The organism is Streptomyces sp., assembly GCF_031181555.1.
Lineage (GTDB): Bacteria > Actinomycetota > Actinomycetes > Streptomycetales > Streptomycetaceae > Streptomyces > Streptomyces fimbriatus.
Genome location: NZ_JAPSKQ010000013.1, coordinates 22,743 through 47,159, shown reverse-complemented (window position 1 = coordinate 47,159; position 24,417 = coordinate 22,743). Strand labels below are relative to the sequence as shown.

The 24,417-nt window shown below is 74.0% G+C and carries 23 protein-coding genes; 7 read left to right on the top strand and 16 right to left on the bottom strand.

Annotation, left to right across the window (positions count from 1 at the left end):
* Positions 1–6 precede the first annotated feature (6 nt).
* Positions 7–453 carry an Lrp/AsnC family transcriptional regulator gene (locus RIM90_RS05135; RefSeq protein WP_309059341.1) on the bottom strand — a complete coding sequence of 149 codons (447 nt, stop codon included), beginning with the start codon at positions 451–453 and terminating at the stop codon, positions 7–9.
* Positions 454–546: 93 nt separating this feature from the next.
* Between RIM90_RS05135 and RIM90_RS05130 the strand changes: the two genes are divergently transcribed.
* Positions 547–1,041, top strand: coding sequence for a rhodanese-like domain-containing protein (locus tag RIM90_RS05130; protein ID WP_309059340.1), 495 nt, complete (start codon positions 547–549; stop codon positions 1,039–1,041).
* A 179-nt stretch (positions 1,042–1,220) separates the two neighbouring features.
* Positions 1,221–2,066, top strand: a complete 846-nt coding sequence (locus RIM90_RS05125) for an SDR family oxidoreductase (RefSeq protein ID WP_309059339.1) — start codon at positions 1,221–1,223, stop codon at positions 2,064–2,066.
* A 27-nt stretch (positions 2,067–2,093) separates the two neighbouring features.
* Here the strand turns inward: RIM90_RS05125 and RIM90_RS05120 are convergent, their stop codons facing one another.
* Both RIM90_RS05120 and RIM90_RS05115 read right to left on the bottom strand, forming a co-directional pair.
* Positions 2,094–3,782 (bottom strand): DUF885 domain-containing protein, encoded by a 1,689-nt coding sequence (locus RIM90_RS05120; protein ID WP_309059338.1) that lies wholly within the window; start codon positions 3,780–3,782, stop codon positions 2,094–2,096.
* A gap of 32 nt (positions 3,783–3,814) precedes the next feature.
* Positions 3,815–4,306, bottom strand: coding sequence for an Lrp/AsnC family transcriptional regulator (locus RIM90_RS05115; RefSeq protein ID WP_309059337.1), 492 nt, complete (start codon positions 4,304–4,306; stop codon positions 3,815–3,817).
* Between the two features lie 60 nt (positions 4,307–4,366).
* Here RIM90_RS05115 and RIM90_RS05110 point away from each other — a divergent pair, with 60 nt between their 5' ends.
* Complete coding sequence (locus RIM90_RS05110; RefSeq protein WP_309059363.1) at positions 4,367–5,554, top strand: PLP-dependent transferase; 1,188 nt, start codon at positions 4,367–4,369, stop codon at positions 5,552–5,554.
* A 69-nt stretch (positions 5,555–5,623) separates the two neighbouring features.
* Here RIM90_RS05110 and RIM90_RS05105 read toward each other — a convergent pair whose 3' ends face one another.
* From RIM90_RS05105 to RIM90_RS05090, 4 genes are all read right to left on the bottom strand, one after another.
* Positions 5,624–6,967 carry a GNAT family N-acetyltransferase gene (locus RIM90_RS05105; protein ID WP_375165400.1) on the bottom strand — a complete coding sequence of 448 codons (1,344 nt, stop codon included), beginning with the start codon at positions 6,965–6,967 and terminating at the stop codon, positions 5,624–5,626.
* 85 nt (positions 6,968–7,052) lie between these two features.
* Positions 7,053–8,639: an alkaline phosphatase D family protein gene (locus tag RIM90_RS05100; protein ID WP_309059335.1), complete on the bottom strand. Its 1,587-nt coding sequence runs from the start codon at positions 8,637–8,639 to the stop codon at positions 7,053–7,055.
* Positions 8,640–8,685: 46 nt separating this feature from the next.
* Entirely contained in the window at positions 8,686–10,212 is a 1,527-nt protein-coding gene (locus RIM90_RS05095; RefSeq protein ID WP_309059334.1) for a PLP-dependent aminotransferase family protein, read from the bottom strand.
* Between the two features lie 70 nt (positions 10,213–10,282).
* Positions 10,283–11,116 (bottom strand): alpha/beta fold hydrolase, encoded by an 834-nt coding sequence (locus tag RIM90_RS05090; RefSeq protein WP_309059333.1) that lies wholly within the window; start codon positions 11,114–11,116, stop codon positions 10,283–10,285.
* A 184-nt stretch (positions 11,117–11,300) separates the two neighbouring features.
* Between RIM90_RS05090 and RIM90_RS05085 the strand changes: the two genes are divergently transcribed.
* Complete coding sequence (locus RIM90_RS05085; protein ID WP_309059332.1) at positions 11,301–12,185, top strand: RNA polymerase sigma-70 factor; 885 nt, start codon at positions 11,301–11,303, stop codon at positions 12,183–12,185.
* Between the two features lie 247 nt (positions 12,186–12,432).
* The gene (locus tag RIM90_RS05080; protein ID WP_309059331.1) at positions 12,433–13,194 is read left to right on the top strand and encodes a GntR family transcriptional regulator; all 762 of its coding nucleotides are present in this window, start codon (positions 12,433–12,435) and stop codon (positions 13,192–13,194) included.
* A gap of 75 nt (positions 13,195–13,269) precedes the next feature.
* Here the strand turns inward: RIM90_RS05080 and RIM90_RS05075 are convergent, their stop codons facing one another.
* The 3 genes from RIM90_RS05075 to RIM90_RS05065 all read right to left on the bottom strand — a co-directional run bounded on the left by RIM90_RS05075 (position 13,270) and on the right by RIM90_RS05065 (position 16,377).
* On the bottom strand, positions 13,270–14,427 hold the full coding sequence (locus RIM90_RS05075; protein WP_309059330.1) for an ROK family transcriptional regulator: 1,158 nt from the start codon (positions 14,425–14,427) through the stop codon (positions 13,270–13,272).
* 106 nt (positions 14,428–14,533) lie between these two features.
* Positions 14,534–15,196, bottom strand: a complete 663-nt coding sequence (locus tag RIM90_RS05070) for a response regulator transcription factor (protein ID WP_309059329.1) — start codon at positions 15,194–15,196, stop codon at positions 14,534–14,536.
* A gap of 14 nt (positions 15,197–15,210) precedes the next feature.
* Positions 15,211–16,377, bottom strand: coding sequence for a histidine kinase (locus RIM90_RS05065; protein ID WP_309059362.1), 1,167 nt, complete (start codon positions 16,375–16,377; stop codon positions 15,211–15,213).
* 109 nt (positions 16,378–16,486) lie between these two features.
* On the opposite strand from RIM90_RS05065, the gene RIM90_RS05060 reads away from it, so the two are divergent.
* Together RIM90_RS05060 and RIM90_RS05055 are read left to right on the top strand one after the other, a co-directional pair.
* Positions 16,487–17,407 (top strand): ATP-binding cassette domain-containing protein, encoded by a 921-nt coding sequence (locus RIM90_RS05060; RefSeq protein WP_309059328.1) that lies wholly within the window; start codon positions 16,487–16,489, stop codon positions 17,405–17,407.
* A 2-nt stretch (positions 17,408–17,409) separates the two neighbouring features.
* On the top strand, positions 17,410–18,135 hold the full coding sequence (locus RIM90_RS05055; RefSeq protein ID WP_309059327.1) for an ABC transporter permease: 726 nt from the start codon (positions 17,410–17,412) through the stop codon (positions 18,133–18,135).
* A gap of 20 nt (positions 18,136–18,155) precedes the next feature.
* On the opposite strand, the gene mug is transcribed toward RIM90_RS05055, so the two are convergent.
* The 6 genes from mug to RIM90_RS05025 all read right to left on the bottom strand — a co-directional run bounded on the left by mug (position 18,156) and on the right by RIM90_RS05025 (position 24,129).
* Positions 18,156–18,653, bottom strand: a complete 498-nt coding sequence (gene mug / locus RIM90_RS05050; RefSeq protein WP_309059326.1) for a G/U mismatch-specific DNA glycosylase — start codon at positions 18,651–18,653, stop codon at positions 18,156–18,158.
* A gap of 44 nt (positions 18,654–18,697) precedes the next feature.
* On the bottom strand, positions 18,698–20,140 hold the full coding sequence (gene purB / locus RIM90_RS05045) for an adenylosuccinate lyase (protein ID WP_309059325.1): 1,443 nt from the start codon (positions 20,138–20,140) through the stop codon (positions 18,698–18,700).
* A gap of 90 nt (positions 20,141–20,230) precedes the next feature.
* A complete protein-coding gene (locus tag RIM90_RS05040; protein WP_309059324.1) occupies positions 20,231–21,007 on the bottom strand; it encodes an SGNH/GDSL hydrolase family protein in 777 nt (258 codons plus the stop codon).
* Positions 21,008–21,082: 75 nt separating this feature from the next.
* Positions 21,083–22,096: a hemolysin family protein gene (locus RIM90_RS05035; protein WP_309059323.1), complete on the bottom strand. Its 1,014-nt coding sequence runs from the start codon at positions 22,094–22,096 to the stop codon at positions 21,083–21,085.
* Positions 22,093–23,496 carry a hemolysin family protein gene (locus RIM90_RS05030; protein WP_309059322.1) on the bottom strand — a complete coding sequence of 468 codons (1,404 nt, stop codon included), beginning with the start codon at positions 23,494–23,496 and terminating at the stop codon, positions 22,093–22,095. Before RIM90_RS05030 ends, RIM90_RS05035 begins: the two co-directional genes overlap by 4 nt.
* Before the next feature lie 171 nt (positions 23,497–23,667).
* Complete coding sequence (locus RIM90_RS05025) at positions 23,668–24,129, bottom strand: GNAT family N-acetyltransferase (protein WP_309059321.1); 462 nt, start codon at positions 24,127–24,129, stop codon at positions 23,668–23,670.
* Between the last annotated feature and the right edge of the window lie 288 nt (positions 24,130–24,417).

Genomic DNA, 24,417 nt, shown 5'->3' with positions numbered 1-24,417 from the left:
GCGGCGTCAGCGCCCCAGCGCGCGGCGCGGCAGCGGCGAGGAGTAGACGACGCTGGTGGTCACCGACCCCAGCGCGCCGATCCGGCCCGACACCTCCTCCAGATGCCGCATCGAACGGGCGGCGACCTTGATGACGAAGCAGTCGTCACCCGTGACGTGGTGCGCCTCCAGGATCTCGGGCGTCGCGGCGACGAGGTCGTGGAACGGCTTGTAGTTGCCGGTCGGATAGCGCAGCCGGACGAAGGCCAGGACCGGCAGGCCGATCCGCTCCGGGTCCACCACCGCCGCGTACCCCTGGATGACCCCGGCCTCCTCCATGCGCCGCACCCGCTCGGTGACCGCGCTCGCGGACATGGAGACGGCACGGGCCAGCTCGGCGAAACTGGCCCGCCCCTCCCGCTGGAGGACGTCGAGAATGCGCCAGTCGGTGGCGTCCGGGGAATACGCGGTCATTCCCGAGGGATAGCAGGGGATCCACGCCCGATCAAGACCGAGGCCGGGGAATGTCCCTTCTGCCCGGGGTTTCGCGGCCGTAGTTTCTCTGTCATGACCTCTACCGCCATGACCCCTGCCACCACCGTGAACCCCGTGCTGCGCGTCGCCCCCGCCGCCCCGGCCGTGGCCGCCGCCCACTTCCGTGCGAGCCTCGCGTTCCACACCGACGTCTCCGACGTGGCCGCCGCCCTCGCGGCCGGCGGAGATCCCGGGTTCGTCCTGGTGGACTCCCGCTCCACCGAGGCCTGGGACCGGGGCCGTGTCCCGGGCGCGGTCCACCTGCCCACCGCGCTCGTCCCCGAGCGGGCCGCGGAACTCCTGGACCCGTCGGTGCCGGTCGTGACGTACTGCTGGGGCCCCGGCTGCGACGGCGCCACCCGCGCCGCGCTCGCCCTCGCCGAACTCGGCCACCGGGTCAAGGAGATGCTCGGCGGCTTCGAGTACTGGGTGCGCGAGGGCTTCGCGTTCGAGACCTCGCGGGGCCGCGGGCGCCGTGCCCCCGACCCCCTGACGGCACCGGTGGACGCCGGGGACTGCGGCTGCTGAACCCCCGGGTTCAAACACGCGGCCGACCCGGTGGGTTGTGCCGCACAAGCGCCGGCCACGTGCGACGCACGCTCGCCCCGGCCGTTGCGCGGTCCGCCCGGCCGCGGCACGGACACACGAGGGGACCGCGGCGGAAAACGGGGTGCGCCGGTCCACCGCGTCCTCCATCATGGGCGACCATGCCCAGACTCCCGCATCCCGCCCCCGAAGCACTCCGCCGTGACCCCCTGCCCCTGCGCGGCCGGACCGCGCTGGTCACCGGGGCCAGCAGACGCGGCGGCATCGGACACGCCGTGGCCCGGCGCCTCGCCGCCCACGGCGCGAGCGTCTACCTGCACCACCACGTGCCGCACGACGCCGCCATGCCCTGGGGCGCCGACCGGATCGAGGAGGTGACCGCCTCCGTGCGGGAGGCCCAGGGCGACCCCGGCGCACGGGTGGTCGCCGGGCCGGGCGACCTCGCCGATCCGGACGTCCCCGCCGAACTGCACGCCCGGGCCGCCGCGGCGCTCGGCGGACGGCTCGACATCCTCGTCGCCAACCATGCCCTCAGCGGCTCCGACGGCACCCTCGACACGATCGACACGGGGATGCTGGACGCCCACTGGGCGGTCGACACCCGCTCGGTGCTGCTGCTCGTCCAGGCCCACGCCCGCCACCGCGCCGCTCTGCCTCCGCGCACCCCGGGCGGGCGCGTGGTGATGATGACCTCCGGGCAGGACATCGCCGGCGGCATGCCGGGCGAGATCGCCTACGCCCTCCAGAAGGGCGCGCTCGCCTCCATCACCCGCTCCCTGGCGACCACGCTCGCCGAGCACGCGGTCACGGTGAACACCGTCAACCCCGGCCCGGTCGACACGGACTACCTCACCGGCGACGCCTACGAGGCCGTCGCCGCGCGCTTCCCCGCCGGGCGCTGGGGCATGCCCGACGACCCCGCCCGCCTCATCGCGTGGCTGGCCACGGACGAGGCGGACTGGATCACCGGTCAGGTCATCGACTCGGAGGGCGGTTTCCGGCGCTGACGGCGCCGCCCCGGCCCCACGGCCGGATCACAGCGCCGACAGCTCGTCCACCAGGTCGTCCAGGCCCAGCGAACCCTGGGACAGGGCCGCCATGTGCCAGGCCTTGAGGTCGAAGGCGTCGCCGTGCCGCTTGCGGGCGTTCTCCCGGCCCAGCAGCCACGCCCGCTCGCCGAGCTTGTAGCCGATCGCCTGACCCGGAATCGTCAGATAACGGGTCAGTTCGCTCTCCACGAAGTCCGCCGGGCGGCTGCTGTGCGCCCCGAAGAACTCCTGCGCCAGCTCCGGCGTCCAGCGCTCGCCCGGACGGAACGGCGAGTCCGCCGGGATCTCGAGCTCCAGGTGCATGCCGATGTCGACGATGACCCGGGCCGCCCGCATCATCTGCGCGTCCAGGTAGCCCAGCCGCTCCTCGGCGTCCGCGAGGAAGCCGAGTTCGTCCATCAGCCGCTCCGCGTACAGTGCCCAGCCCTCGGCGTTGGCGCTGACCATGCCCACGGAGGCCTGGTAGCGGGAGAGGTCCTCGGCCACGTGCACCCACTGCGCCAGCTGGAGGTGGTGTCCGGGGACGCCCTCGTGGTACCAGGTGGAGACCAGGTCGTAGACCGGGAAGCGGGTCAGGCCCATCGTGGGCAGCCAGGTGCAGCCCGGCCGGGAGAAGTCCTCCGACGGAGGCGTGTAGTACGGCGCCGCCGCGCTGCCCGGCGGGGCGATCCGCGACTCCACCCTCCGTACCCGCTCGGCGAGGTCGAAGTGGGTGCCGTCCAGGGACTCGATCGCCCGGTCCATCACGCCCTGGAGCCAGTCGCGGACCTCGTCGACGCCCTCGATGTGCCGGCCGTGCTCGTCGAGGTGCGCCAGCGCCACCCACGGGGTCTCGGCGCCCGGCAGGATCTTCTCGGCCTCCTTCCTCATCTCGCCGAGCAGCCGGTGGTACTCGGACCAGCCGTACGCGTACGCCTCGTCCAGGTCCAGATCGGTGCCGTTGAAGTAGCGGGCCCAGCGGGCGTAGCGCTCCCGGCCCACGGTGTTCGGCGCGCCCTCGATCGCCGGCGCGTACACGTCGCGCATCCAGTCCCGCAGTTCCACGACGGCGGCGGTGGCCGCGCGAGCCGCCTCGTCCAGGTCCGCGCGCAGCGCGTCCGGACCGGCCGAGGCGAAGTCCTCGAACCAGCCGCGGCCCTCGCCGGTGTCCGCCCACTCGGTGAGCTGCTCGACGAACGTGGCCGTCGGGCGCGGAGCCGCGTACAGCTTGCGCTCCAGGCCGAGCGCGAGGGACTCCCGGTAGCCGGCCAGCGCGGCCGGCACCGCGCGCAGCCGCTCGGTGACCTGCGACCAGTCCTCCTCCGTCTGCGTCGGCGTCACCGTGAACACCTCGCGCACCGAGTGCGCGACCGTGCCCAGGTTGCCGACCGAACGCAGCCCCTCGCCGGCCTCGTGCACGGCCAGCTCCGCGGTGAGCCGCTCGCGCAGCAGGCGGGCGCAGCGGCGCTCGATGCCGCTGTCCGCGCCGGGGAGGCGCTCGGCCTCGTCGAGTCGCGCGAGCGTGGCCCGCTGGAGCTCGGCGAGCGCCTCCTGGCCGGCGGGCGAGAGATCGGGCAGGCGGGAGGAACTCTCCTTCACGCCGAGGAAGGTTCCGGTGACCGGGTCGAGGGCGATGAGCTCGTCGACGTAGGAGTCGGCGACCTGACGGGGCAGCGCGCTGTGGGTCTGAGACATGCGGACCATCCTGGTACGGGGCCCGCGGCACGTCACCCGGTTTGCGCCGAGGGCGAAGGCGGCAGCAGCGGCCCGCAGTCCCACTGCTGGAAGATCAGCCGGGTCTCCACCCGCGCCACCTCCCGCCGCGCCGTGAACTCGTCGAGCACCAGCCGCTGCAGATCCGCCATGTCCGCGACCGCGACGTGCACGAGGTAGTCGTCGGGACCGGTCAGATGGAACACGGTCAGCGACTCGGGCAGCGCCCTGATCCGCTCCACGAAGGGTCCCACCAGCTCCCGCCGGTGCGGCCTGACCTGAACCGACAGCAGCGCCTGCAGGCCCCGCCCCAGCTTGGCCGGATCCAGCTTCAGCCGGTGCCCGAGGATCACGCCGGACCGGCGCAACCGGGTCACCCGGTCCAGGCAGGTCGACGGCGCGACCCCGACCTGCGCGGCGAGATCCCGGTACGTCGTCCGGGCGTCGTTCTGCAACAGCCGCAGCAGATGGAGGTCCACCGGATCCAGTACGACAGATTCGGCCACGGGCCGAACGTAACACGGGGACCGGCTCCGGTGACCCGTTCGGTGTTCACCCTTCCGTCCATGGACCTGGGCATGGACACGCACACCACCAAGAGGGCACTCGACACCGAGGCCGTGCACGCGGGCCGGGACGACCTCGCCGGTCAGGGGCTGCACGCCCCGCCGATCGACCTGTCCACCACCTACCCCTCGTACGACAGCCGCGGCGAGGCCGACCGGATCGACGCCTTCGCCACCACCGGCGCCGAGCCGGACGGCCCGCCGGTCTACGGACGGCTCGGCAACCCGACCGTCGCCCGCTTCGAGACCGCCCTGGCCCGCCTCGAGGGCACCGAGTCGGCGGTCGCGTTCGCCAGCGGCATGGCCGCGCTCAGCGCCGTCCTGCTGGTCCGCGGCTCGGCGGGCCTGCGCCACGTCGTTGCGGTACGGCCCCTGTACGGATGCAGCGACCACCTGCTGACCGCCGGACTGCTCGGCTCCGAGGTCACCTGGACCGACCCGGCCGGGGTCGCCGACGCGCTGCGCCCGGACACCGGTCTGGTGCTGGTCGAGTCCCCGGCCAACCCCACGCTCGCCGAGATCGACCTGCGGGCCGTCGCCCACGCCTGCGGCTCCGTACCGCTGCTCGTCGACAACACCTTCGCCACCCCGGTCCTCCAGCGCCCGGCCGAGCACGGGGCGCGGCTGGTGCTGCACAGCGCCACCAAGTACCTCGGCGGGCACGGGGACGTGCTGGCGGGCGTGGTGGCCTGCGACGAGGAACTCGCCGGGCGGCTGCGTCAGGTGCGGTTCGCCACGGGCGGCGTGCTGCACCCGCTGGCCGGCTATCTGCTGCTGCGGGGCCTGTCGACCCTGCCGGTGCGGGTGCGGGCCGCGTCCGCGAGCGCCGCCGAACTCGCCCGCCGGCTCGCCGCCGACCCGCGCGTGGCCCGGGTGCACTACCCCCGCATCGGCGGGGCGATGGTCTCCTTCGAGGTGCACGGCGACCCGCACCGGGTGATCGGCGGCGTACGGCTGATCACCCCGGCGGTGAGCCTCGGCAGCGTGGACTCCCTCATCCAGCACCCGGCGTCCATCAGCCACCGCATCGTCGACGCCGACGACCGCAGGAACGCCGGAGTGAGCGACCGGCTGCTGCGGCTCTCGGTCGGCCTGGAGGACGTCGAGGACCTGTGGGCCGACCTGGACGGGGCCCTGGGGGAGCGGGCCGGCACGACGGCCCGCCCGGAGGCACTGGCGCAGGGCTGAGGCTTCGCGCACCCGTCGGTCCGCCCGGCAGCACCCGCCGGGCGGACCGACGTGCCGCCGTACGAGGAACTACGGCCGGCCGATCCCCGTCCGCCGGCCGCGGAGCTCGGAGAGGCGGCCCGCGGCCGGCTCGGCGTCCAGGCGGGCCGTGACGACCAGGGTGCCCTCCTCGATCTGGTAGTCGAGGGGGAGTCCGAGACCGCGCATCGCGGCGACCATGCCGGTGTTGGACGCCTGCGTCACGGCGTACACGGTGGCGCAGCCGGCGTCGGCGGCCAGGGCGACCAGCCGTGCGAGGAGTTCGCCGCCGATGCCCCGGCGCTGCCAGGCGTCCTCCACGATCAGCGCCACCTCGGTCTCGTCGCCGTCCCACAGCAGATGCCCGAGGCCGACGATGCGTCCGGAGGCCGTCTGCGCGGCGAGCGTCCGCCCGAAGCGCGGACCGAGCAGGTGGTTCAGATAGCGGTCCGCGTCGTCGACCGGCCCGTGGTACCGCATGCGCAGGGTCCGCTCCGAGCACCGCTCGTGCATCGCCCGGGCCGCCCGGAGGTCGCCGGTGTCCGCCCGGCGTACGGAGATGTCGCTGCCCTCGGGCAGCGTGAGCACGTCCCGGCCGTGCGGGATCCTCGGGCCGAGCCGGGCGTCCAGGTCCACCAGTGCCCGGGCCCGGGCGAACTCGGTCGGGGTGAACGGCAGGTACGGCCGTTCCACGGTGATCACTCCGCCCTCCGGGGCGCGCAGCCGCATCACGGTGTCCTCCAGGACCCCCTCCACCGGCACGGCCGGCGCCGTCCCGTGCCCGCCGGCCGGTGCGGCGGGAAGCGAACGGATCGTGCACCGCCCCAGCAGCTGCCGCAGCGCCAGCGGCAGTTCCGCCGCGTCCTGGGCGGTGCGCGCGGCCAGTCCCAGCACCCGGGTCGGGGCGTCCACCAGATCGTGGGCGTCGGCCCGCTCGATCCAGGTGTCCGCACCCCCGGCGCGCGACACCGCCCCGGTGAGATCGGATCCGGTCAGATCGGCCGGGACCCGCAGCAGGAACTCGTCCACCGTGCCCTCGCCCAGCGGGTGCGTCTGCAGGCTGAGGATGTCGACCCGCAGCCCGGCCAGCGCCGTGCACAGGGCGGCCAGCGAACCCGGGGCGTCCTTCACCGTCGTCCGCATCCGCCACAGCACGCCGCCGCCCCGGGCCGCGCCGGCGGGTGACGGCGCGGCCGGCCCGGTCGCCTCCTCCGCCTCGGCGGACGGCGGCCGGGCGCCGCCGGTATCGTGTGCCGGCGGCGCGTGTCCGTGGCGCCGTGCCCACCATGTGTGGAACGCCGCCGTGCACAGCTCGGCGAGTCCGGCCGGGTTCCACCGGTGGTGTGCGGGGCGTCCGTGCCGGGTGCGTGTCGCTTCAGACATGTCTCGACTCATGCAGCCACTGTGAAGGAATCGTGTTTCGTGATCACGAACGCACTGTGACTGGCGAGTAAAGACTCCCTATGTCTGTTTTGTTGCGCTACTGACCGACCAGGCCCGGCTGCAGCGTCTGCGTGAACAGCACGGTGCCGTCCTGCTCCCGCATCCGCACCGTCAGCACGCCGCTGTCGCCGTCGATGTCCACCTCACCGAAGAACTGGTAGCCGCCGGCGGGCGAGACGTTCGACGCGGTGGGCGCCTTCACGAACACCCGCTCCGGACCGAAGGTGCCGTCGAGCGCGCTGGCCGGGAAGGCGCCCGCGTTCAGCGGACCGGAGACGAACTCCCAGAACGGCTCGAAGTCGCCGAACGCGGCCCGTGAGGGCTGGTAGTGCTGGGCCGAGGTGTGGTGCACGTCGGCCGTCAGCCACACCGTGCCGGTGATCCGCCGGTGCTTGATGAACCGCAGCAGCTCCGCGATCTGCAGCTCCCGTCCCAGTGGCGCCCCCGGGTCGCCCTGGGCCACCGCCTCGACGTGCTTGCGGCCCTCGCTCGTGTCGGACACGACGAGGCCGATCGGCATGTCGGCGGCGATCACCTTCCACACCGCCCGCGACCGCGCCAGTTCCCGCTTGAGCCACTCCAGTTGCTCGCGCCCGAGGATGCCCTGCGGGTCGACGGTCTGGTCACCGGGGGAGTTGGGGTTGCGGTACGTCCGCATGTCCAGCACGAACACGTCGAGCAGCGGCCCCTGCCGCAGCACCCGGTACACCCGCCCCTCCCGGGCACCCGGCCGCAGCGTGGACATCGGGAAGTACTCGCCGAACGCGCGCCGCGCCCGGGCCGCCAGCACATCGACGCTCTTCTCCGTGTACCGGGTGTCCGTGTCCGCGATCCGCTGGCCGGGGTACCAGTTGTTGCGCACCTCGTGGTCGTCCCACTGCACGATGGACGGCACCTGGGCGTTGAACCGGCGCAGGTTCTCGTCGAGCAGGTTGTAGCGGAAGTTGCCCCGGAACTCGGCGAGGGTCTCGGCGACCTTGGACTTCTCCTCGGTGGTGATGTTCCGCCAGGTGCTGCCGTCCGGCAGGGTGGCGGTGGCGGCGATGGGACCGTCGGCGTAGACGGTGTCGCCGCTGAACAGGAAGAAGTCCGGGTCGAGCCGCGCCATCGCGTCGAAGATGCGGTAGCCGCCGAAGTCGGGGTTGATGCCCCAGCCCTGCCCGGCCAGGTCGCCCGACCACACGAACCGCACACCGGCGCGCCGCCTCGCCGGCACCGTGCGGAACGTGCCGGTGACCGGTTCGCCGGTGCGGCGCGGGTCGTCGGGGTCGGCGAGCAGCACGCGGTAGTGGATCTGCTCGCCGGGCGGCAGTCCCCGCAGCCGGGTGGTGCCGGTGAAGTCCGTGCCCGCGCCGAGCAGCGGACCGTGCCATCTGCGCGGACGGCGGAACGACTCGGTCGCCGACGTCTCGACGATCATCCGGGCCGGGCGGTCGGAACGCACCCACACCAGCCCGGAGTCACGGGTCACGTCGCCCGTCTGCACGCCCCAGTCGGCCCGCGGACGCCCGGACCGGGCGAAGGCGGGCGCCGCGCCGAGCGCGGTGGGCAGGGTCAGGGCCGCCGAGGCCGCGAGGGAGCCGCGCAGGACCGCGCGGCGGTCCGGGAACGGACGGTGTGACATGGATGCGCCTCCAGGGACGGGATCCGGCCGATGTGCGCTGCCACACCTACTCGGGCGACGCGGCTCGCACGCGAACCCCGGGTGAACAACTGATCGTGCGGGCGGGGGAGGCTGCGTGCACCGGCCCTCGGCCGGTGACGGCCTCGGCCATCAGCCGGACACCCTCGTGGATCCGTGCGGGCGGCACGTGCGCGTACCCCAGCACGAGCCGCACGGCCTTGTCCGCCCCGTCGTCGTGTGCCGCACCGGTGTGCGTGTAGTCCGTGAGCGGGCGCACCGCCACACCGGCCTCCGCCACGCGTGCGAGGAAGCGCTCCTGCGGCCCGTACCGCTTCGGCAGCGAGGCGATGGCGTGCAGCCCCGCCGCGATCCCGGACACCTCGGCGCCCGGGAAGTGCGTGCCGAGGGCGGCGACCAGGGCGTCGCGCCGCTCGCGGTAGGCGCGCTGGCAGCGGCGCAGCTGGCGGTCGTAGTCGCCGCGTTCCAGGAACCGCGCGAACAGCGCCTGGTCCAGGGCCGGATGACCGAGGTCCATGGTCCGCTTGCGCTCCACCACCTCCTCGGCCCACGACCGCGGCACCAGCAGCCAGCCGAGCCGCAGCCCCGGGGCGAGGGACTTGCTGACCGAGCCGGTGTACGCCACGTGCTCGGGGTCGAGTCCCTGGAGCGCGCCGACGGGTGCGCGGTCGTAGCGGAAGTCGCCGTCGTAGTCGTCCTCCAGGACGATCCCGTCCACGGACCGCGCCCAGTCGAGCAGTTCGGCCCGGCGCCGCGCGGAGTACGCGATGCCGGTGGGGAACTGGTGCGCCGGCGTCGCGACGACCGCCCGTACCCCCGACGCCCGCAGCGGCTCCATGGCCGGTCCCTCGCCGTCCACGGGCACGGGAACGGCGGTGACCCCGGCCGAGGCGTACAGGGCGTCGTGCTGCGGGCTGCCGGGGTCCTCCACGCCGACCGCGCGCAGCCCGCGCGCGTGGAGCGCGAATCCCAGCAGCGTCATGGCCTGCGCGACCCCGGAGACCACCACGATCCGCTCGGGATCGGCCACCACGCCCCGGCGCCGCGCGAGCAGTTCGGCCAGCGCCGTGCGCAGCCGGGGCAGGCCGCGCGGATCGGGATAGTCCAGCTCCCGGTGCGGAAGGTCCGCCAGCACGTTCCGCTGCGCCGCGGCCCAGGCGGAGCGCGGGAACAGCGACAGGTCGGGGGTGCCGGGGACGAAGTCGGCGCGGGCGCCCGGGGATCGCGGGGCGAGGTCGTGCGCGTGCGGCCGGGCGGCCCGTACCGCGTCCCCCACCCACGTCCCGGCGCCCCGGCCGGAACGCAGATAGCCCTCCGCCGTCAACTGCTCGTACGCCTCGGTGATCAGCCCGCGGGACACTCCGAGGTCGGCGGCCAGATCACGGCTCGACGGCAGCCGGGTCCCCGGCGCCAGCCGGCCCGACCGCACCGCCTCGCGCAGCGCCGCCCGCAGTGAACGGCCACGCGCGCGTGCCGGTGCGGAGGCGGCGGGCAGGAGCAACTCCCAGGCGGAGGATGCGGGGTCCCCTCCGGAGGCGGTGTGCGGTGACGTCATGTCAGGGACATTAGAGGGGACGGCGGGTCCGGAGCGCCCCCGGCCACCCGCGGGATCCGCCGTACGGCCTTCAGCGGCGGCTGCCGTCGAGGATGACGCGCGCGACCAGCGCCGGGTCGTCGTTCATCGGGACGTGGCCGCAGCCGGGCAGCCGGATCAGCCGGGCCCGGGGGATGATCCGCTTGGCGCGGACGCCCTGCCGGGGGACGAGCAGCCGGTCCCGGGCGCCCCAGGCGACGGTCACGGGGACGCCGGGCACGTCGTCGGTGAACTGCACGGTGGCGCCCGCGCGGAGGGTTTCGGCGAAGCCGGTGGCGCCGGCGAGCGCGAGCGTCTCGGCGACCACGGCCTCGGGCGAACGGCGCCCCGGGCGGGCGTAGATGGTGCTGGTCAGTGCCGTCCGGCCGGCCGTGGAACGGGAGAGGCGCTCGACCAGCGGGAGCGGCATCCGTTCGGCGATCCGCCGCATGCCGAGCAGCACGGCGAAGGCGTACCGCCGCTCGGCCCGGGTCCAGAAACCGGCGGGGGAGAGCGCGGTGACGGACCGCACGAGCTTCTCGCGGCCCATCTCCAGGGCCAGCAGACCGCCGAGCGAGTTGCCCGCGACATGCGGCCGGTTCAGCTCCAGCGCCTCGCACAGGGCGCCGAGCGCGGCGCTCATGGTCGGCAGGTCGTGGGCGAGGCCGTCGGGCAGCGACGGGGAGACGCCGAAGCCGGGCAGGTCCACGGCGATCACCTCGCGCTCGGTCGCCAGGATGTCCGTCACCGGGTCCCAGGCCTGTCGGTGGTGACCGATGCCGTGGAGCAGGAGCAGCGGTTCGCCGCGGCCCGCGCGCGCGTAGGACAGGGTCACGGTCTGCGGGCCGAGGGGGGAGGTGACCTTGAAGGAGACGGTCGCGGACATGAGGGTGCTCCTCGTCTGGGACTCGCGGGATCGGACGCCGCCCGGCGTCGTAGACAGCTTGTCAGCAATTGCTACCCACGGGTAGACCCTTGCCTCCCCGCGCTCGTCACCGGTCGGTGGCCCTCCGTACCGGCACGCACCGTTCCGCCTGGACACGGCTGCGCGGGTCGGCTGGGATGGTGCCGTGACCACCGACACCGTGACCGATGTCTTCGAAGAGCACCGTCCCGTTCTCCTGGGAGTCGCCTACCGCATGCTGGGCCGGGTGGCCGACGCGGAGGACGTGGTCCAGGACGCGTGGCTGCGCTGGTCGGGCGGCGACCGCTCCGGTGTGCGCGAGCCGCGCGGTTTCCTGGTGCGCATCACCACCCGCCTCGCCATCGACCGGCTGCGCCAGATCAAGGCGCGCGGCGAGACCTACGTCGGCCCGTGGCTGCCGGAGCCCTACCTCACCGACTTCGGCGACACCGCTCCGGACACCGCCGAACAGGCCGTGCTCGCCGACTCCGTCTCCCTCGCCGTCCTCGTCGTCCTGGAGTCCCTGTCGCCGCTGGAGCGCGCGGTCTTCGTGCTGCGGGAGGCGTTCGGCTACCCGTACGCCGACATCGCGGCCATGCTCGACCGCGGTGAACCGGCTGTGCGCCAGCTCGCCGGGCGCGCCCGCAAGCACGTCGAGGAGCGGCGCCCGCGCTACGAGGTCGACCCCGCCCGGCGCCGCGACCTCACCGAGCGGTTCCTGGCCGCGGCGAGCGGCGGCGACCTGGAGGCGCTGATGGAGCTGCTCGCCCCGGACGTGCACCTCGTCGGCGACAGCGGCGGCAAGGCGCGCGCCCCGCTGCGGGTCCTCCAGAGCGCCGACCACGTGGGCCGCTTCCTCCTCGGAGCCGCCCGCAAGAGCGTTCCGGACCTCTCCTTCCGCTTCGTGGAGCTCAACGGCGGCCCCGCGGTGCTCGCCCTGTCCGGCGACAAGCCCGACTCCGTCTTCCAGCTCGACGTCGCCGACGGGCGCATCCGGACGGTGTACGTCATCCGCAACCCCGACAAGCTGCGTTCGCTGGCCGCCGCCTGACGGACGACCGGCGTCCGCGCACCGAGGCCCCCGCCGCGGCGGGGGCCTCGGCGCGTCCGGAGGGGCGCGGCCGGACGCGAACACGCCCTGACGCTCCGTGTCAGCGCGATCACGCCACGCGCAAGCGGGTCGGGGATTGGTATTGACCAAGGGTGGGGGGCGTCCTATCGTCACTGATAAGTGAAACAACCTTTAATAAACAAGGGCGCTAAAAACGCCGCCGGACACGGCGATCGCGGAGGACAGGGTGGGGACCACGCAGCTGGAAACGGTGCCGGAACCGAAGTACTGGCACCTCAAGACCGTGCTCAGCGAGGCGCTGGACTCGGAGTTCTCGGTGGGCGAGATCCTGCCCAACGAGCGCGACCTCGCCGCCCGCTTCGGCGTCGCCCGGGCCACGCTCCGGCAGGCCCTGGAACAGCTCGAACTGGAGGGCAGGCTGCAGCGCCGCCGCGGTGTGGGCACGACCGTCGCGCCGCCGCGCATGGGCGTGTCCGTCGGCACGGCACAGCACGCCTGGCCGGGCGGGCCGGACGACGCCTGGCAGCCCCTCGACTGCACGCTCGAGGTGCCGCCCGCGGCCGTCGCCGAGGCCCTGGTGACCGGCCGCGAGGAGCCCGTGCACATCGTGCGCCGCTCCCGCGTGTCGCACGGCCAGCCCGTCGCGGCCGAACTGCTCTACGTCCCGGCCGACTCGGTGCCCGACCTCTCCGGCATCGACGCGCCGTCCGGCGCGGCACGCGCGCGTGCGGTGCTGCGTGAACTGCAGCGCCTGGAACTGGAGCGGCAGGAGAACGCCGTGGAGCTCGGCTCCGCCCGCGCGGACGACGCCAGGGAACTGGACCGCCTGCCGGGCGCGCCCGTCCTCGTCGTCACCACCCGCTTCACCGCCCGGGGCCGCACCGCCGCGCTCTCCGTGGCCACCTACCGCGCGGACACCTGCCGGCTGACGTTCGGCGACTTCGGCGGCGTGGAGATCCACCACGGGCCCGAGCGCGCCGCCTCCTGAGCGCCGCGGTGTCCCGGCCCCGCCGCGCTCCCGGGCGCCGCGGGGCCGGCAGGCCGCCACCGGCGTACCGGCCCCTCACCGACGCGCCGTCACCGTGCCCTCCACCGCGAAGAGCTGCTCCTCCACGTGGTCCAGGGCGAGCCGCAGCGCGCCCGTCGCCACCGCCGCCTCGCCGAGGAGGGACAGGGCGACCCTGGGCGGTCGCAGGCAGTAGCGGGCCAGTTCGCGGCGCAGCGGCTCCAGGACCCCGTCCAGGCCGGCCGCCCAGCCGCCGATCACCACCAGCTCCGGGTCGAGGGCCAGCACCAGCGCCGCCACGTCGTGCACGAGCCGCTGGATGAAGCGGTCCACCGCCGCGAGCGCCCGCGTGTCGCCCTCGCGGGCCCGGGCGAAGACCTCGGCGACCGCCTGCTCGTCGAGCGGGTGCAGCGGCTCGTCCGTGGTGGACAGCAGCGTCTCCGGGGTCGCCTCCCGGCCCAGCAGGTGCAGCGCCCCGATCTCGCCGGCCGCCCCGCCGTACCCCCGGTGCAACCGCCCGCCGATCAGTGAACCGGCTCCCGGGCTCAGCCCGGCCAGCACGAACACCACGTCGTCGGTCTCCTTGGCGACGCCCTTCCAGTGCTCGGCGACGACGGCCGTGTTGGCGTCGTTCTCCACCAGTACCGGGCACTTGAAGAATCGGCTCAGACGCTCTCCGAGGCCCAGCCCCGTCCATCCGGGCAGCGCCGTGCCCAGCCGCACCGTTCCGTCGGCCTCGACGATCCCCGGCGTGCCCACACCCACGGCCCGCAGGGCGCCGCGCGCGACACCGGCCCGGCGCAGCAACTCGGCGACGGCGGTGCGCAGCCGCTCCAGCCGCTCGTCGGCCTCGACCGTCTCGTCGACGTCCCTGGCCTGGGCGCCGATCACCCGGCCGTCCAGGTCGGCCAGCAGCGCGGCCACCCGGTGCGCGCCGATCTCCAGGCCCAGCAGATGCCCGGCCTCCGCGCGGAACCGGAACCGCCGCGCGGGCCTTCCCTGCCGTCGCGCGGCACCCTCCTCGGCCGCCTTCTCGACGACGAGGCCCGCCTCGATGAGCCCTTCCACGACGCCCTCGACGGTCGGCCGGGACAGGCCCGTCACCCGGGTGATCTCGGTCAGCGTCGCGCAGTCCGTGGCCCGCAACGCGTGCAGCACCACCGCGGAGTTGATCCTTCGCAGCAGCGAGGGGTCCCCGCCGGTCAGCCGACCCACCGTCCGTCCTCCCAGCTCATGCGCACGTGGGCCGGATGGTACTCGGCGCGGCGCACCCCGGCGACTTCCGGGCACGGCCGCCTCCGCCCCGCCCCGCGGACACGGCTCACCTCGGCGCCACGAACCCCGACTCGTACGCCACGATCACCGCCTGCGTGCGGTCCCGCGCCCCGAGCTTCGCCAGCACGGCGCTCACATGCGACTTCACGGTCTCCGTGCCCACCACCAGCCGGGCGGCGATCTCCGCGTTCGACAGCCCCCGCGCCATCAGCCGCAGCACCTCCGCCTCACGCCCGGTCAGCCGCGCCCGCTCCAGTACGGCCCGCGCCGCGCGGTTGCCGCCGCCGTCGCCGTACTCGGCCGCGAGCCGGCGCACCGAGGCGGGGAACAGCAGTGACTCGCCCTCGGCGACCAGCCGCACCGCGTGCACGATCTCCGCGGGCCGCGCCCGCTTCAGCAGGAACCCGTCGGCCCCGGCACGCAGCGCCTCGTAGACGTACTCGTCGTTCTCGAACGTCGTCACCACGAGGATCTTCGGCGGCTCCCCGACCGTCCGCAGCAGCGCGCGCGTGGCCTCGATCCCGTCCAGCAACGGCATGCGCACGTCCATGGCGACCACGTCCGGCCGCAGCTGCCGCACCAGCGGGATCACCGCCGCCCCGTCGGCCGCCTCCCCGACCACCTCGATGTCGGGCTGTGCCTCCAGCACGGCTCGCAGCCCCGCGCGCACGAGGGGTTCGTCGTCGACGAGCAGAACGGTGACCGGCATCCGGCCAGCCTAGATCAACACGACTCGGGCCCGCTCAGCGGCAGTTCGGCCCGCACCGCCCAGTCGCCCTCGTCCGGCCCCGTACGCGCGCGGCCCCCGAGCAGCGCGGCGCGCTCCCGTATGCCGCGCAGCCCGCTGCCGCGCCCGGGGCCGGGTACGTCCTCCGTCAGCGGGTTGCGGACCTCCAGCAGGAGCGTGCCGCCGTCGACGCGGATCCGGACCCGCACGGGGACCGTCCCCGCGTGCCGGAGCGCGTTGGTCAGCGACTCCTGCAGGATGCGGTAGCCCTCGCGGGAGACCGGGCCGGGCACGGTGTCCAGAGGACCGGTCACCTCGGCGTCGACCTTCGCCCCGGAGGCCCGCGCGGACTCCAGCAGGCGGCCGGCGTCCGCGAGCGTGGGCCGGCCGCTCACGGGCGTCTCCGGCTCGCGCAGGATGCCGAGGACCCGCTCCAGGTCCTCCAGGGCGGCCCGGCCGGTCTCCTCGATGGCGTCCAGCGCCCGGTCGGTGAAGCCGGGATCGCCCGCCGCCCGTGCGGCGCCGGCCTGCACGACGGCGACGGTCAGGGCGTGGCCGATGGAATCGTGCAGCTCGCGTGCGATGCGGGTGCGCTCCAGGAGCTGTTCGGTCCTGGCCTCCAGGGCGGCCAGGCGTTCGGCGGGGGAGGGGCCGAGCAGCCGGCGCGCGGCGGCGGTGACCAGCTCGCCGAGCCCCACCACCACCGCGTACAGCACGATCAGGGGGAGCGGCACCAGCAGGGCGTAGGCCCAGTGCGGTCGAGCGTCCTCCAGCACGGGCACGCCCTCGGGGGTGCCCCCCGCGGCGACCTCGCCCGCGGAGTAGGCCAGGAGCGGCAGCCAGACCGTGGCGACCGTCGTCACCCCCGCCAGCGCCACCCGCACCGCGAGCCACAGCGCGGTGCGCAGCCGGTCCCGCCACGTCGCCGACGGCTCCTCGGAGATCCCCGGCTCCCGCTCGCTGGGCGTCAGCAGCAGCCTGGCCTGCACGCCCTCGCCCCTGCGGACCGCCGGGACCAGCCCCAGCGGGACCAGCACGAGCGCGGGCACCCACAGGGACGGATGGATGAACATCCACACGCTGAACGGCAGCGCGGGCACCCACAGGTGCAGCAGACGGGTGTACGTCGTCCCTCGCAGGAGCGGACGCAGGACGGTGGCCATTGCGTCATCGTGCCAGTCGGCGCCGGCCACCGGCCTCCCCCGCGCGGGGGAGGCGATCTCCACGTCCGGGGGAGGCCCCGAACGCGCCCGGGCGGCCAGGCTGACGTACATGACCAGCATCGACGTCCAGAACCTCACCAAGGAGTACGGCACCCGGCGAGCCGTCGACCACCTCACCTTCCGCGTCCTGCCCGGCCGTGTCACCGGCTTCCTCGGCCCCAACGGCGCCGGCAAGTCCAGCACCATGCGCCTGGTGCTCGGCCTCGACCACCCGACGTCCGGCTCCGCCACCATCGGCGGACGTCCCTACGCCACCCTCCAGGAGCCCCTGCGCCGTGTCGGCGCCCTGCTCGACGCGCAGGCGGCGCACGGCTCCCGCACCGGCCGCGATCACCTGCGCGTCCTGGCGGCGAGCAACCGCATCCCGGGCCGCCGGGTCGACGAGGTGCTGGAGGAGACCGGCCTGGGCCCGGTGGCGCGCCACCGGGTGCGGACCTACTCCCTGGGCATGCGCCAGCGGCTGGGCATCGCCGCCGCGCTGCTCGGCGACCCGGAGGTGGTCATGCTCGACGAGCCCTCCAACGGCCTGGACCCGGAAGGCATCGTGTGGATCCGCACCCTGCTGCGCCGGCTCGCGGACGAGGGGCGGACCGTCCTGGTTTCCAGCCACCTGATGAACGAGACCGCCTCCTTCGCCGACCACCTCGTCGTCCTCGGGCGGGGCCGTCTGCTGGCCGACACCCCGGTGCGGGAGTTCATCCACGCACGCGTGCGGCCCACCGTCCGCGTCCGCACCTCCGACCCCACTGCCCTCAAGAGCGCCCTCGCCCGGCACGGTCACGACGTGGTGGAACACCCGGACGGGCACTGGACCGTGCCGGACGCGCGGGTGGACGACATCGGACGCCTCGCCTCCGCCGCAGGGGTGCCGATCCTCGAACTCGCGGCGGACGAAGGCACGCTGGAACAGGCCTATCTGGACCTGACCGCGGCCGAGACCGAGTTCACCGCACAGCCCCAGGAGGTCTGACCATGCAGTTCGCACCCGTACTCCGGTCCGAGTGGCTGAAGATCCGCACGCTCCGCTCGCTCCTCGGGGCCCTCCTGGCGCTGTTCGCGGCGACCACGGCGTTCTCCGCGATCGCCGGTGTGTCGGACGCCTCGGACCCCGACTTCGACCCGCTGTTCACCGCCCTGTCCGGCGTCATGCCGGGCCAGATCGCCGCGATCTCCTTCGGCGCCATGGCCGTGTCGTCGGAGTTCCGGGGCGGCGCCCTGCGCGTCTCTCTGGCGGCGGTCCCGCAGCGCGGCCGCTGGTTCGCGGCCAAGGCGACGGCGATCGCCGTACCGGCGCTCGCCGTCGGGCTGCTGACCTCCCTCGCCGCGCTCCTCGCGGCACGCGCGGGACTGGGTTCCGCGGCGGACGGGCTCACCGGGGGCGAGCAGGCGCGCGCGGTCGTGGGCGGTGGCGTCTACCTCGCGCTGACGGCCCTGTTCGCCGCGGGCCTCGCGACCCTGCTGCGCAGCGGTGTGGCCACCCTCTCCCTTCTGATCCCCTTCATCCTCGTCGTGTCCTTCGTGATCGGCGACGCGGCCGGCACGGTCGTCGACTTCATGCCCGACAGGGCCGGTCTGCTGGTCCTCCAGCAGACCCACGAGGGAACGCTGGGCCCCTGGTCGGGGCTCGCGGTGACCGCGCTGTGGGCGGCCGCGGCGCTGCTGGCGGGAGCGTGGAGCCTGCGCCGCAGGGACGCCTGACCGGCAGCGCGGTCCGGCGCCTACCGCTGGGCCGCCTCCCGCAGCCGCGCGAACTCCTCGGCCAGGGTCGCCGGCGTCCAGTGCGCGTTCAGCCCGCTCGGATTGGGCAGCACCCACACACGCGTGTCGCCGATCGTCCGCGCCTGCGGCCCCACCCGCGCCTTCCGGTCGTCGAACGCGGCCCGGTACGCGGTGACCCCCAGCACGGCCAGCCACCGCGGACGGAGCCGGGCCACCTTCAGGGCGAGCAGCCGCCCGCCCTCCCGGTACTCCTCGGCGCTCAGTTCGTCGGCCCGCGCGGTCGCCCGCGCCACGACGTTGGTGATGCCGAGCCCGTACGACGGCAACTCCTCCTGCTCCGACGGCTTCAGCAGCCTCGGCGTGAAGCCGGAGCGGTGCAGCGCGGGCCAGAAGCGGTTGCCGGGGCGGGCGAAGTGGTGACCCGTGGCGGCCGTCATCAGGCCCGGGTTGATGCCGCAGAACAGCACGCGCAGGCCGTCCGCGACCACGTCCGGCACCAGCCGGTCGCGGGCGGCCTGCAGCTCCTCGGAGGTGAAGCGCGTCAGAGGATCGCCCCGGGGGTGTAACCGGCGGCGGCCGGGTGCTGCTTCACGATCGCGTCGATGCGGCCCACGACGGCGGCGACCTGGTCGCTCGCGGCGCCCGTGAAGGACAGCTTGTCCGCCATCAGCGCCTCCAGTTCACCCCGGTCGAGCGGCAGCCGCTCGTCGGCGGCGAGCTTGTCGAGGAGGTCGTTGCGCTCGGCACCCCGCTCGCGCATCGCCAGGGCCGTGGCGACGGCGTTCTCCTTGATCGCCTCGTGCGCGACCTCGCGTCCGACGCCCGCGCGCACCGCTCCCATCAGCACCTTGGTGGTGGCCAGGAACGGCAGGTAGCGGTCCAGTTCCCGGGCCACGACGGCCGGGAAGGCGCCGAACTCGTCGAGCACCGTCAGGAACGTCTCCAGCAGGCCGTCGAGCGCGAAGAACGCGTCCGGCAGCGCGACCCGGCGCACCACGGAGCAGGACACGTCGCCCTCGTTCCACTGGTCGCCCGCCAGCTCGCCGGTCATCGACGCGTAGCCGCGCAGGATCACCATCAGGCCGTTCACGCGCTCGCAGGAGCGGGTGTTCATCTTGTGCGGCATCGCGGAGGAGCCGACCTGGCCCGGCTTGAAGCCCTCGGTGACCAGCTCGTGCCCGGCCATCAGCCGGATCGTCTTCGCCAGCGACGACGGCGCCGCCGCCAGCTGCACCAGCGCGGTCACCACCTCGTAGTCCAGCGAGCGCGGGTACACCTGGCCGACCGAGGTGAACGCCTCGGAGAAGCCCAGGTGCCCGGCGATCCGCCGCTCCAGCTCCGCCAGCCTGCCCGCGTCGCCGCCGAGCAGGTCCAGCATGTCCTGCGCCGTTCCCACCGGGCCCTTGATGCCGCGCAGCGGGTAGCGGCCCAGCAGCTCCTCCACCCTGCCGTACGCGACGAGCAGCTCGTCGGCGGCGGTGGCGAACCGCTTGCCGAGGGTGGTGGCCTGCGCGGCCACGTTGTGCGAACGGCCGGCCATGACCAGCTCGCCGTACTCGCCGGCCAGCCTGCCCAGCCGCGCCAGCACGGCCACCGTGCGGTCGCGCATCAGCTCCAGCGAGAGCCGGATCTGCAGCTGTTCGACGTTCTCGGTGAGGTCGCGGGAGGTCATGCCCTTGTGCACGTGCTCGTGCCCGGCGAGGTCGTTGAACTCCTCGATCCGTGCCTTCACGTCGTGCCGGGTGACCTTCTCGCGCTCGGCGATGGACGCCAGGTCGACCTGGTCGAGGACACGCTCGTAGTCGGCGATCGCCGCGTCCGGCACCTCGATCCCGAGGTCCTTCTGGGCCCGCAGCACGGCGAGCCAGAGCTGCCGCTCCAGCTTCACCTTCTGCTCGGGGGACCAGAGCGTGGCGAGCTCGGCGGAGGCGTAGCGTCCGGCGAGGACGTTCGGGATACGGGGCTTGGCGGGCGCAGCAGTCACGTGTACGGAGTTTACTGGTGATTCGTGCAGGCCAGCGCCGCGGGGTGGTTCGTCCGAAGCTACAAGGGGCCGGGTCGGGGGCCGGAACCGCTACGTGCTCTCGTACGGCAGCAGTTCGGGGCGCTTGGGCGGCAGGCCGTCGCCCGAGGAGCGGCCGGTGAGCCGGCGGCCGATCCACGGCAGCAGGTGACGGCGGGCGAACCGGGCGTCCTCGACCCGTCGCGCCACCCAGTGCGGCGGCAGCGTCGCCTCCGGCGGCAGGTGCCATTCGGGGTCCTCGGCCGGGTAGCCGAGCGTCTGCCACACCGCCTCCGCGACCCTGCGGTGGCCCTCCGCGGTCAGGTGCAGCCGGTCCACGTCCCACAGCCGGGGGTCCCCGAGCGAGGGCGCCCCGTACAGGTCGACGACCAGCGCGCCGTGCCGCTCGGCGAGTTCGTCGACACAGGCGAACAGCGCCTCCATGCGCGGCCGGAAGCGCTCCAGGACCGGCCCCTGGCGGCCCGGGCTGCGCATCAGCACCAGCTGCTTGCAGTTCGGGGCCAGCCGTTCCACGGCCTCGGTCAGCAGGTCCCGCACCAGTCCCATGTCGCACTTGGGCCGCAGGGTGTCGTTGAGCCCGCCGACCAGGGTGACCACGTCGGCCCGCATGGCCGCCGCGACCTCCACCTGCTCGTCGACGATCTGCCGGATCAGCTTGCCGCGCACCGCGAGGTTGGCGTACCGGAAACCGGGTTGGACGGCCGCCATCCGCGCGGCCAGGAGATCGGCCCAGCCCCGGTACGTGCCGTCGGGCAGCAGGTCCGACATGCCCTCGGTGAAGGAGTCACCGAGGGCGACGAGGCTGGTGTGAGTGGGGTTCGTCTGCATGGCGACAGAGATGGTATCCCGTGCACATACCTGCCGGTCGGTCGACCTCCCCGGTCCGCCCGGCCCCCGCCCCGCTCAGGTCCGCTGCCCGAACAGCTCCCGCAGGACGTCCTCCATCGTGACCAGCCCCGCCAGCCGCCCGTCGGCCCCGATCACGGCCGCCAGGTGCGTACGGGTGCCCCGCATCGCCGCCAGGACGTCGTCCAGCGGTGTGCTCTCGCGCACCCGTGCGATGGGTCGCATGTCCCGCAGCCGGAACGGCAGATCCCGCGGTGAGGCGTCGAGGGCGTCCTTCACGTGGAGGTAGCCGACGATCCGCCGCCCCTCGTCCACCACGGGGAAACGGGAGAACCCGGACCGGGCCGACAGCTCCTCCAGCCCCTCGGGGGTGACCCCCACGCGCGCGTAGACCACGCGCTCCAGTGGCAGCACCACGTCCCGCACCGACCGTCGGCCCAGTTCCAGCGCGTCGTGCAGGCGTTCCCGCGCGCGTTCGTCGATCAGGCCGGCCTCGCCGGAGTCCCTCACGATACGGGCCAGCTCGGCGTCCGAGTAGGACGCCACGACCTCGTTCCGCGCCTCGACCCGCAGCAGCTTCAGCAGGGTGTTGGCGAAGGCGTTGACCGTGAAGATCACCGGGCGCAGCGCCCGGGACAGCGCCACCAGGGGCGGACCCAGCAGCAGCGCGCTGCGCACCGGCTCGGCGAGCGCGATGTTCTTCGGCACCATCTCGCCGAGCAGCATGTGCAGATACGTCGCGAGCGTCAGCGCGATCACGAAGGACATCGCGTGTCCCGCGCCCTCCGGGACACCCACCGCGTGGAACACCGGTTCCAGCAGATGCTCGATGGCCGGCTCGGCGACGACGCCCAGGATCAGGGTGCACAGGGTGATGCCGAGCTGCGCGGCCGCCATCAGCGCGGACACGTGCTCCAGACCCCACAGCACGCTCCTGGCGCGCCGGTCGCCCTGATCGGCGTACGGCTCGATCTGGCTGCGGCGGACCGAGATCAGCGCGAACTCGGCACCCACGAAGAAGGCGTTGAGGACGAGGGTCGCCAGACCGATCAGCAACTGTACGGCGGTCATCGCCGTGCCCCCTTCTCGTCCGTCGCCCGGGCCGTCCGCGTGTGCGTCTTCGGGGGCGCGGTCCCGTCCGCCCCCGGATCGGTGGGGTGCGTGTCGTCGGGGGGAGCGTGCATGAGGACGCGGGCCGCGCGGCGGCCGGTGGCGTCCAGTACCTCCAGCCGCCAGCCGACGACCTCGAAGGTGTCGCCGACGGCCGGGATGCGGCCGAGCTCGGTCGCCACGAGCCCGGCGAGGGTCTCGTACGGCCCCTCCGGCACCCGCAGGCCGATCCGGGCGAGCTGGTCCACGCGGGCGGAGCCGTCGGCGGAGAAGAGCGTGCGGCCGTCCTCGTCGGTACCCGCCCGGACGAGGTCGGGGGTCTCGTGCGGGTCGTGCTCGTCGCGGACCTCGCCGACGACCTCCTCGACGATGTCCTCCAGTGTGGCCACGCCCGCCGTGCCGCCGTACTCGTCGATCACCACGGCCATGGTGCGCCGCCCGGAGAGCCGGTCCAGCAGCCGGTCGACGGTGAGCGACTCGGGCACCAGGAGCGGTTCGCGCATCATCTCGGACACGGGGACCCGCGCACGGCGCTCCGCGGGCACCGTCAGCACGTCCTTGACGTGCGCGGTCCCGACCACCGAGTCGAGGGTGCCGCGGTAGACGGGGAACCGGGACAGCCCGGTCGCCCGGGTCACGTTCGCCACGTCCTCGCAGGTCGCCTGGACCTCCAGGGCGACGACCTGGACGCGCGGGGTCATCACGTTCTCCGCGGTGAGGTCGACGAGGTTCAGCGTGCGGACGAACAGTTCGGCGGTGTCCGGCTCCAGCACGCCCTCCCTCGCGGAGTGCCGGGCGAGCGCCGCGAGCTCCTGGGGTCCGCGCGCGGACGCCAGTTCCTCGGCGGGCTCGACGCCGATGCGGCGCACCATGCGGTTGGCCGTGTTGTTCAAGTGGGTGATGAAGGGCCGGAAGGCGGCACTGAACCAGCGCTGTGCGTTGCCCACCCGCTTGGCCACGGCCAGCGGCGACGAGATCGCCCAGTTCTTCGGCACGAGCTCGCCGACCACCATCAGGAACACGGTCGACAGGGCCGTACCGATCACCAGCGCGAGGGAGCGCGCCGCCGAGCCGGAGACGCCGACGTCCTCCAGCGGGCCCGCGATCAGCGCCGCGATCGACGGCTCGGCGAGCATGCCGACCACCAGGTTGGTGACCGTGATGCCGAGCTGCGCCCCGGAGAGCTGGAAGGTCAGATTCCGTACGGCCTTGAGCGCCCCCGGGGCTCCCCGCTCGCCGCGCTCGGCGGCATGCTCCAGCTCGGCGCGTTCGACCGTGGTGAGGGAGAACTCGGCCGCGACGAAGACACCGCAGGCGAGTGAGAGCAGGATCGCCACCAGAAGGAGGAGCACTTCGGTCATCGGGTCACCCCCGTCCCATGGTCGGACGGGAGGGGGACGGACGCGCGATGTCGCGGACCGGGAGGCTCGCCCATGGGCGGACGCACACAACCTTTCATGGATGACCGAGTGGCCCCCCGGGGGTAAAGAATCAGCAAAGGAGTGTCGTCGGGCCGTGGATCACGCCGTGCGTCACCCGGTGAGCGGCTTCACCCAGCGACGCCACCGTTCCTCCGGCGCGTACCCCGCGGCGCCCCAGGCACGGTGCGCGGTCTCGTTGCGCTGGAGCACCATGGCGTCCGCGCGGCGCCCGCCGAGCCGTACGAACCGCTCCTCCGCGGCGGCCAGCAGGGCGGAGGCGATCCCCTGGCGTCGGTGGTCCGGGTGCACCGCCAGCCGGTACAGGTGGCAGCGCCAGCCGTCGAAGCCGGCGATCACCGTGCCGACCAGGTCCCCGTCCCTCCCCTGCTCTCGGCCCTGCCCGAGCGGGGGGACCTCCACGGCGAGGATCAGTGCCTCGGGGTCGCGGGCGACCAGTCGCTCGACGCCGGCCCGGTCGTCGCTGATGCTCGTGCCCTCGGCGGCCACCTTCCAGAAGGCCAGCACGGTGTCGAGGTCCTCGGGCCCGGCGGCCCGTATGCGCAGTTCGATCATGCGGTGATCACAGCACACGCGGTCGCCGGCGACACGGCGTTTCACGATGTGGACCACGTGGCCGCGCGGTCCGGTCGCTCACCACCGCGGACCCGCGCGTGCACGTCCCGTGCGTCTCGCACGCGCCGTGCCGCTTCCACGGGCGTGCGCGTCCGTGCTGCTCTCCGCGTGTGCGCAGACCCGTGCCGCTCCCCCGCGTGCTCAAGTCGGGCACGGCGTCGCATGCGGGTTCCGTGCCGTTTCCGCGTGCGCAGACCCCGTGCCCCGGCGTGCGTTCCCGCCGCGGGC

Coding starts and splice junctions, on each gene's coding strand:
- RIM90_RS05030 (WP_309059322.1), bottom strand. CDS start 23,496: ATGACCGAAGTGCTCCTCCTTCTGGTGGCGATCCTGCTCTCACTCGCC.
- RIM90_RS05035 (WP_309059323.1), bottom strand. CDS start 22,096: ATGACCGCCGTACAGTTGCTGATCGGTCTGGCGACCCTCGTCCTCAAC.
- RIM90_RS05055 (WP_309059327.1), top strand. CDS start 17,410: ATGCAGTTCGCACCCGTACTCCGGTCCGAGTGGCTGAAGATCCGCACG.
- RIM90_RS05100 (WP_309059335.1), bottom strand. CDS start 8,639: ATGTCACACCGTCCGTTCCCGGACCGCCGCGCGGTCCTGCGCGGCTCC.
- RIM90_RS05065 (WP_309059362.1), bottom strand. CDS start 16,377: ATGGCCACCGTCCTGCGTCCGCTCCTGCGAGGGACGACGTACACCCGT.
- RIM90_RS05135 (WP_309059341.1), bottom strand. CDS start 453: ATGACCGCGTATTCCCCGGACGCCACCGACTGGCGCATTCTCGACGTC.
- RIM90_RS05090 (WP_309059333.1), bottom strand. CDS start 11,116: ATGTCCGCGACCGTCTCCTTCAAGGTCACCTCCCCCCTCGGCCCGCAG.
- RIM90_RS05120 (WP_309059338.1), bottom strand. CDS start 3,782: ATGTCTCAGACCCACAGCGCGCTGCCCCGTCAGGTCGCCGACTCCTAC.
- RIM90_RS05125 (WP_309059339.1), top strand. CDS start 1,221: ATGCCCAGACTCCCGCATCCCGCCCCCGAAGCACTCCGCCGTGACCCC.
- RIM90_RS05110 (WP_309059363.1), top strand. CDS start 4,367: ATGGACCTGGGCATGGACACGCACACCACCAAGAGGGCACTCGACACC.
- RIM90_RS05105 (WP_375165400.1), bottom strand. CDS start 6,967: ATGAGTCGAGACATGTCTGAAGCGACACGCACCCGGCACGGACGCCCC.
- RIM90_RS05130 (WP_309059340.1), top strand. CDS start 547: ATGACCTCTACCGCCATGACCCCTGCCACCACCGTGAACCCCGTGCTG.
- RIM90_RS05070 (WP_309059329.1), bottom strand. CDS start 15,196: ATGCCGGTCACCGTTCTGCTCGTCGACGACGAACCCCTCGTGCGCGCG.
- RIM90_RS05060 (WP_309059328.1), top strand. CDS start 16,487: ATGACCAGCATCGACGTCCAGAACCTCACCAAGGAGTACGGCACCCGG.
- RIM90_RS05040 (WP_309059324.1), bottom strand. CDS start 21,007: ATGCAGACGAACCCCACTCACACCAGCCTCGTCGCCCTCGGTGACTCC.
- RIM90_RS05025 (WP_309059321.1), bottom strand. CDS start 24,129: ATGATCGAACTGCGCATACGGGCCGCCGGGCCCGAGGACCTCGACACC.
- RIM90_RS05095 (WP_309059334.1), bottom strand. CDS start 10,212: ATGACGTCACCGCACACCGCCTCCGGAGGGGACCCCGCATCCTCCGCC.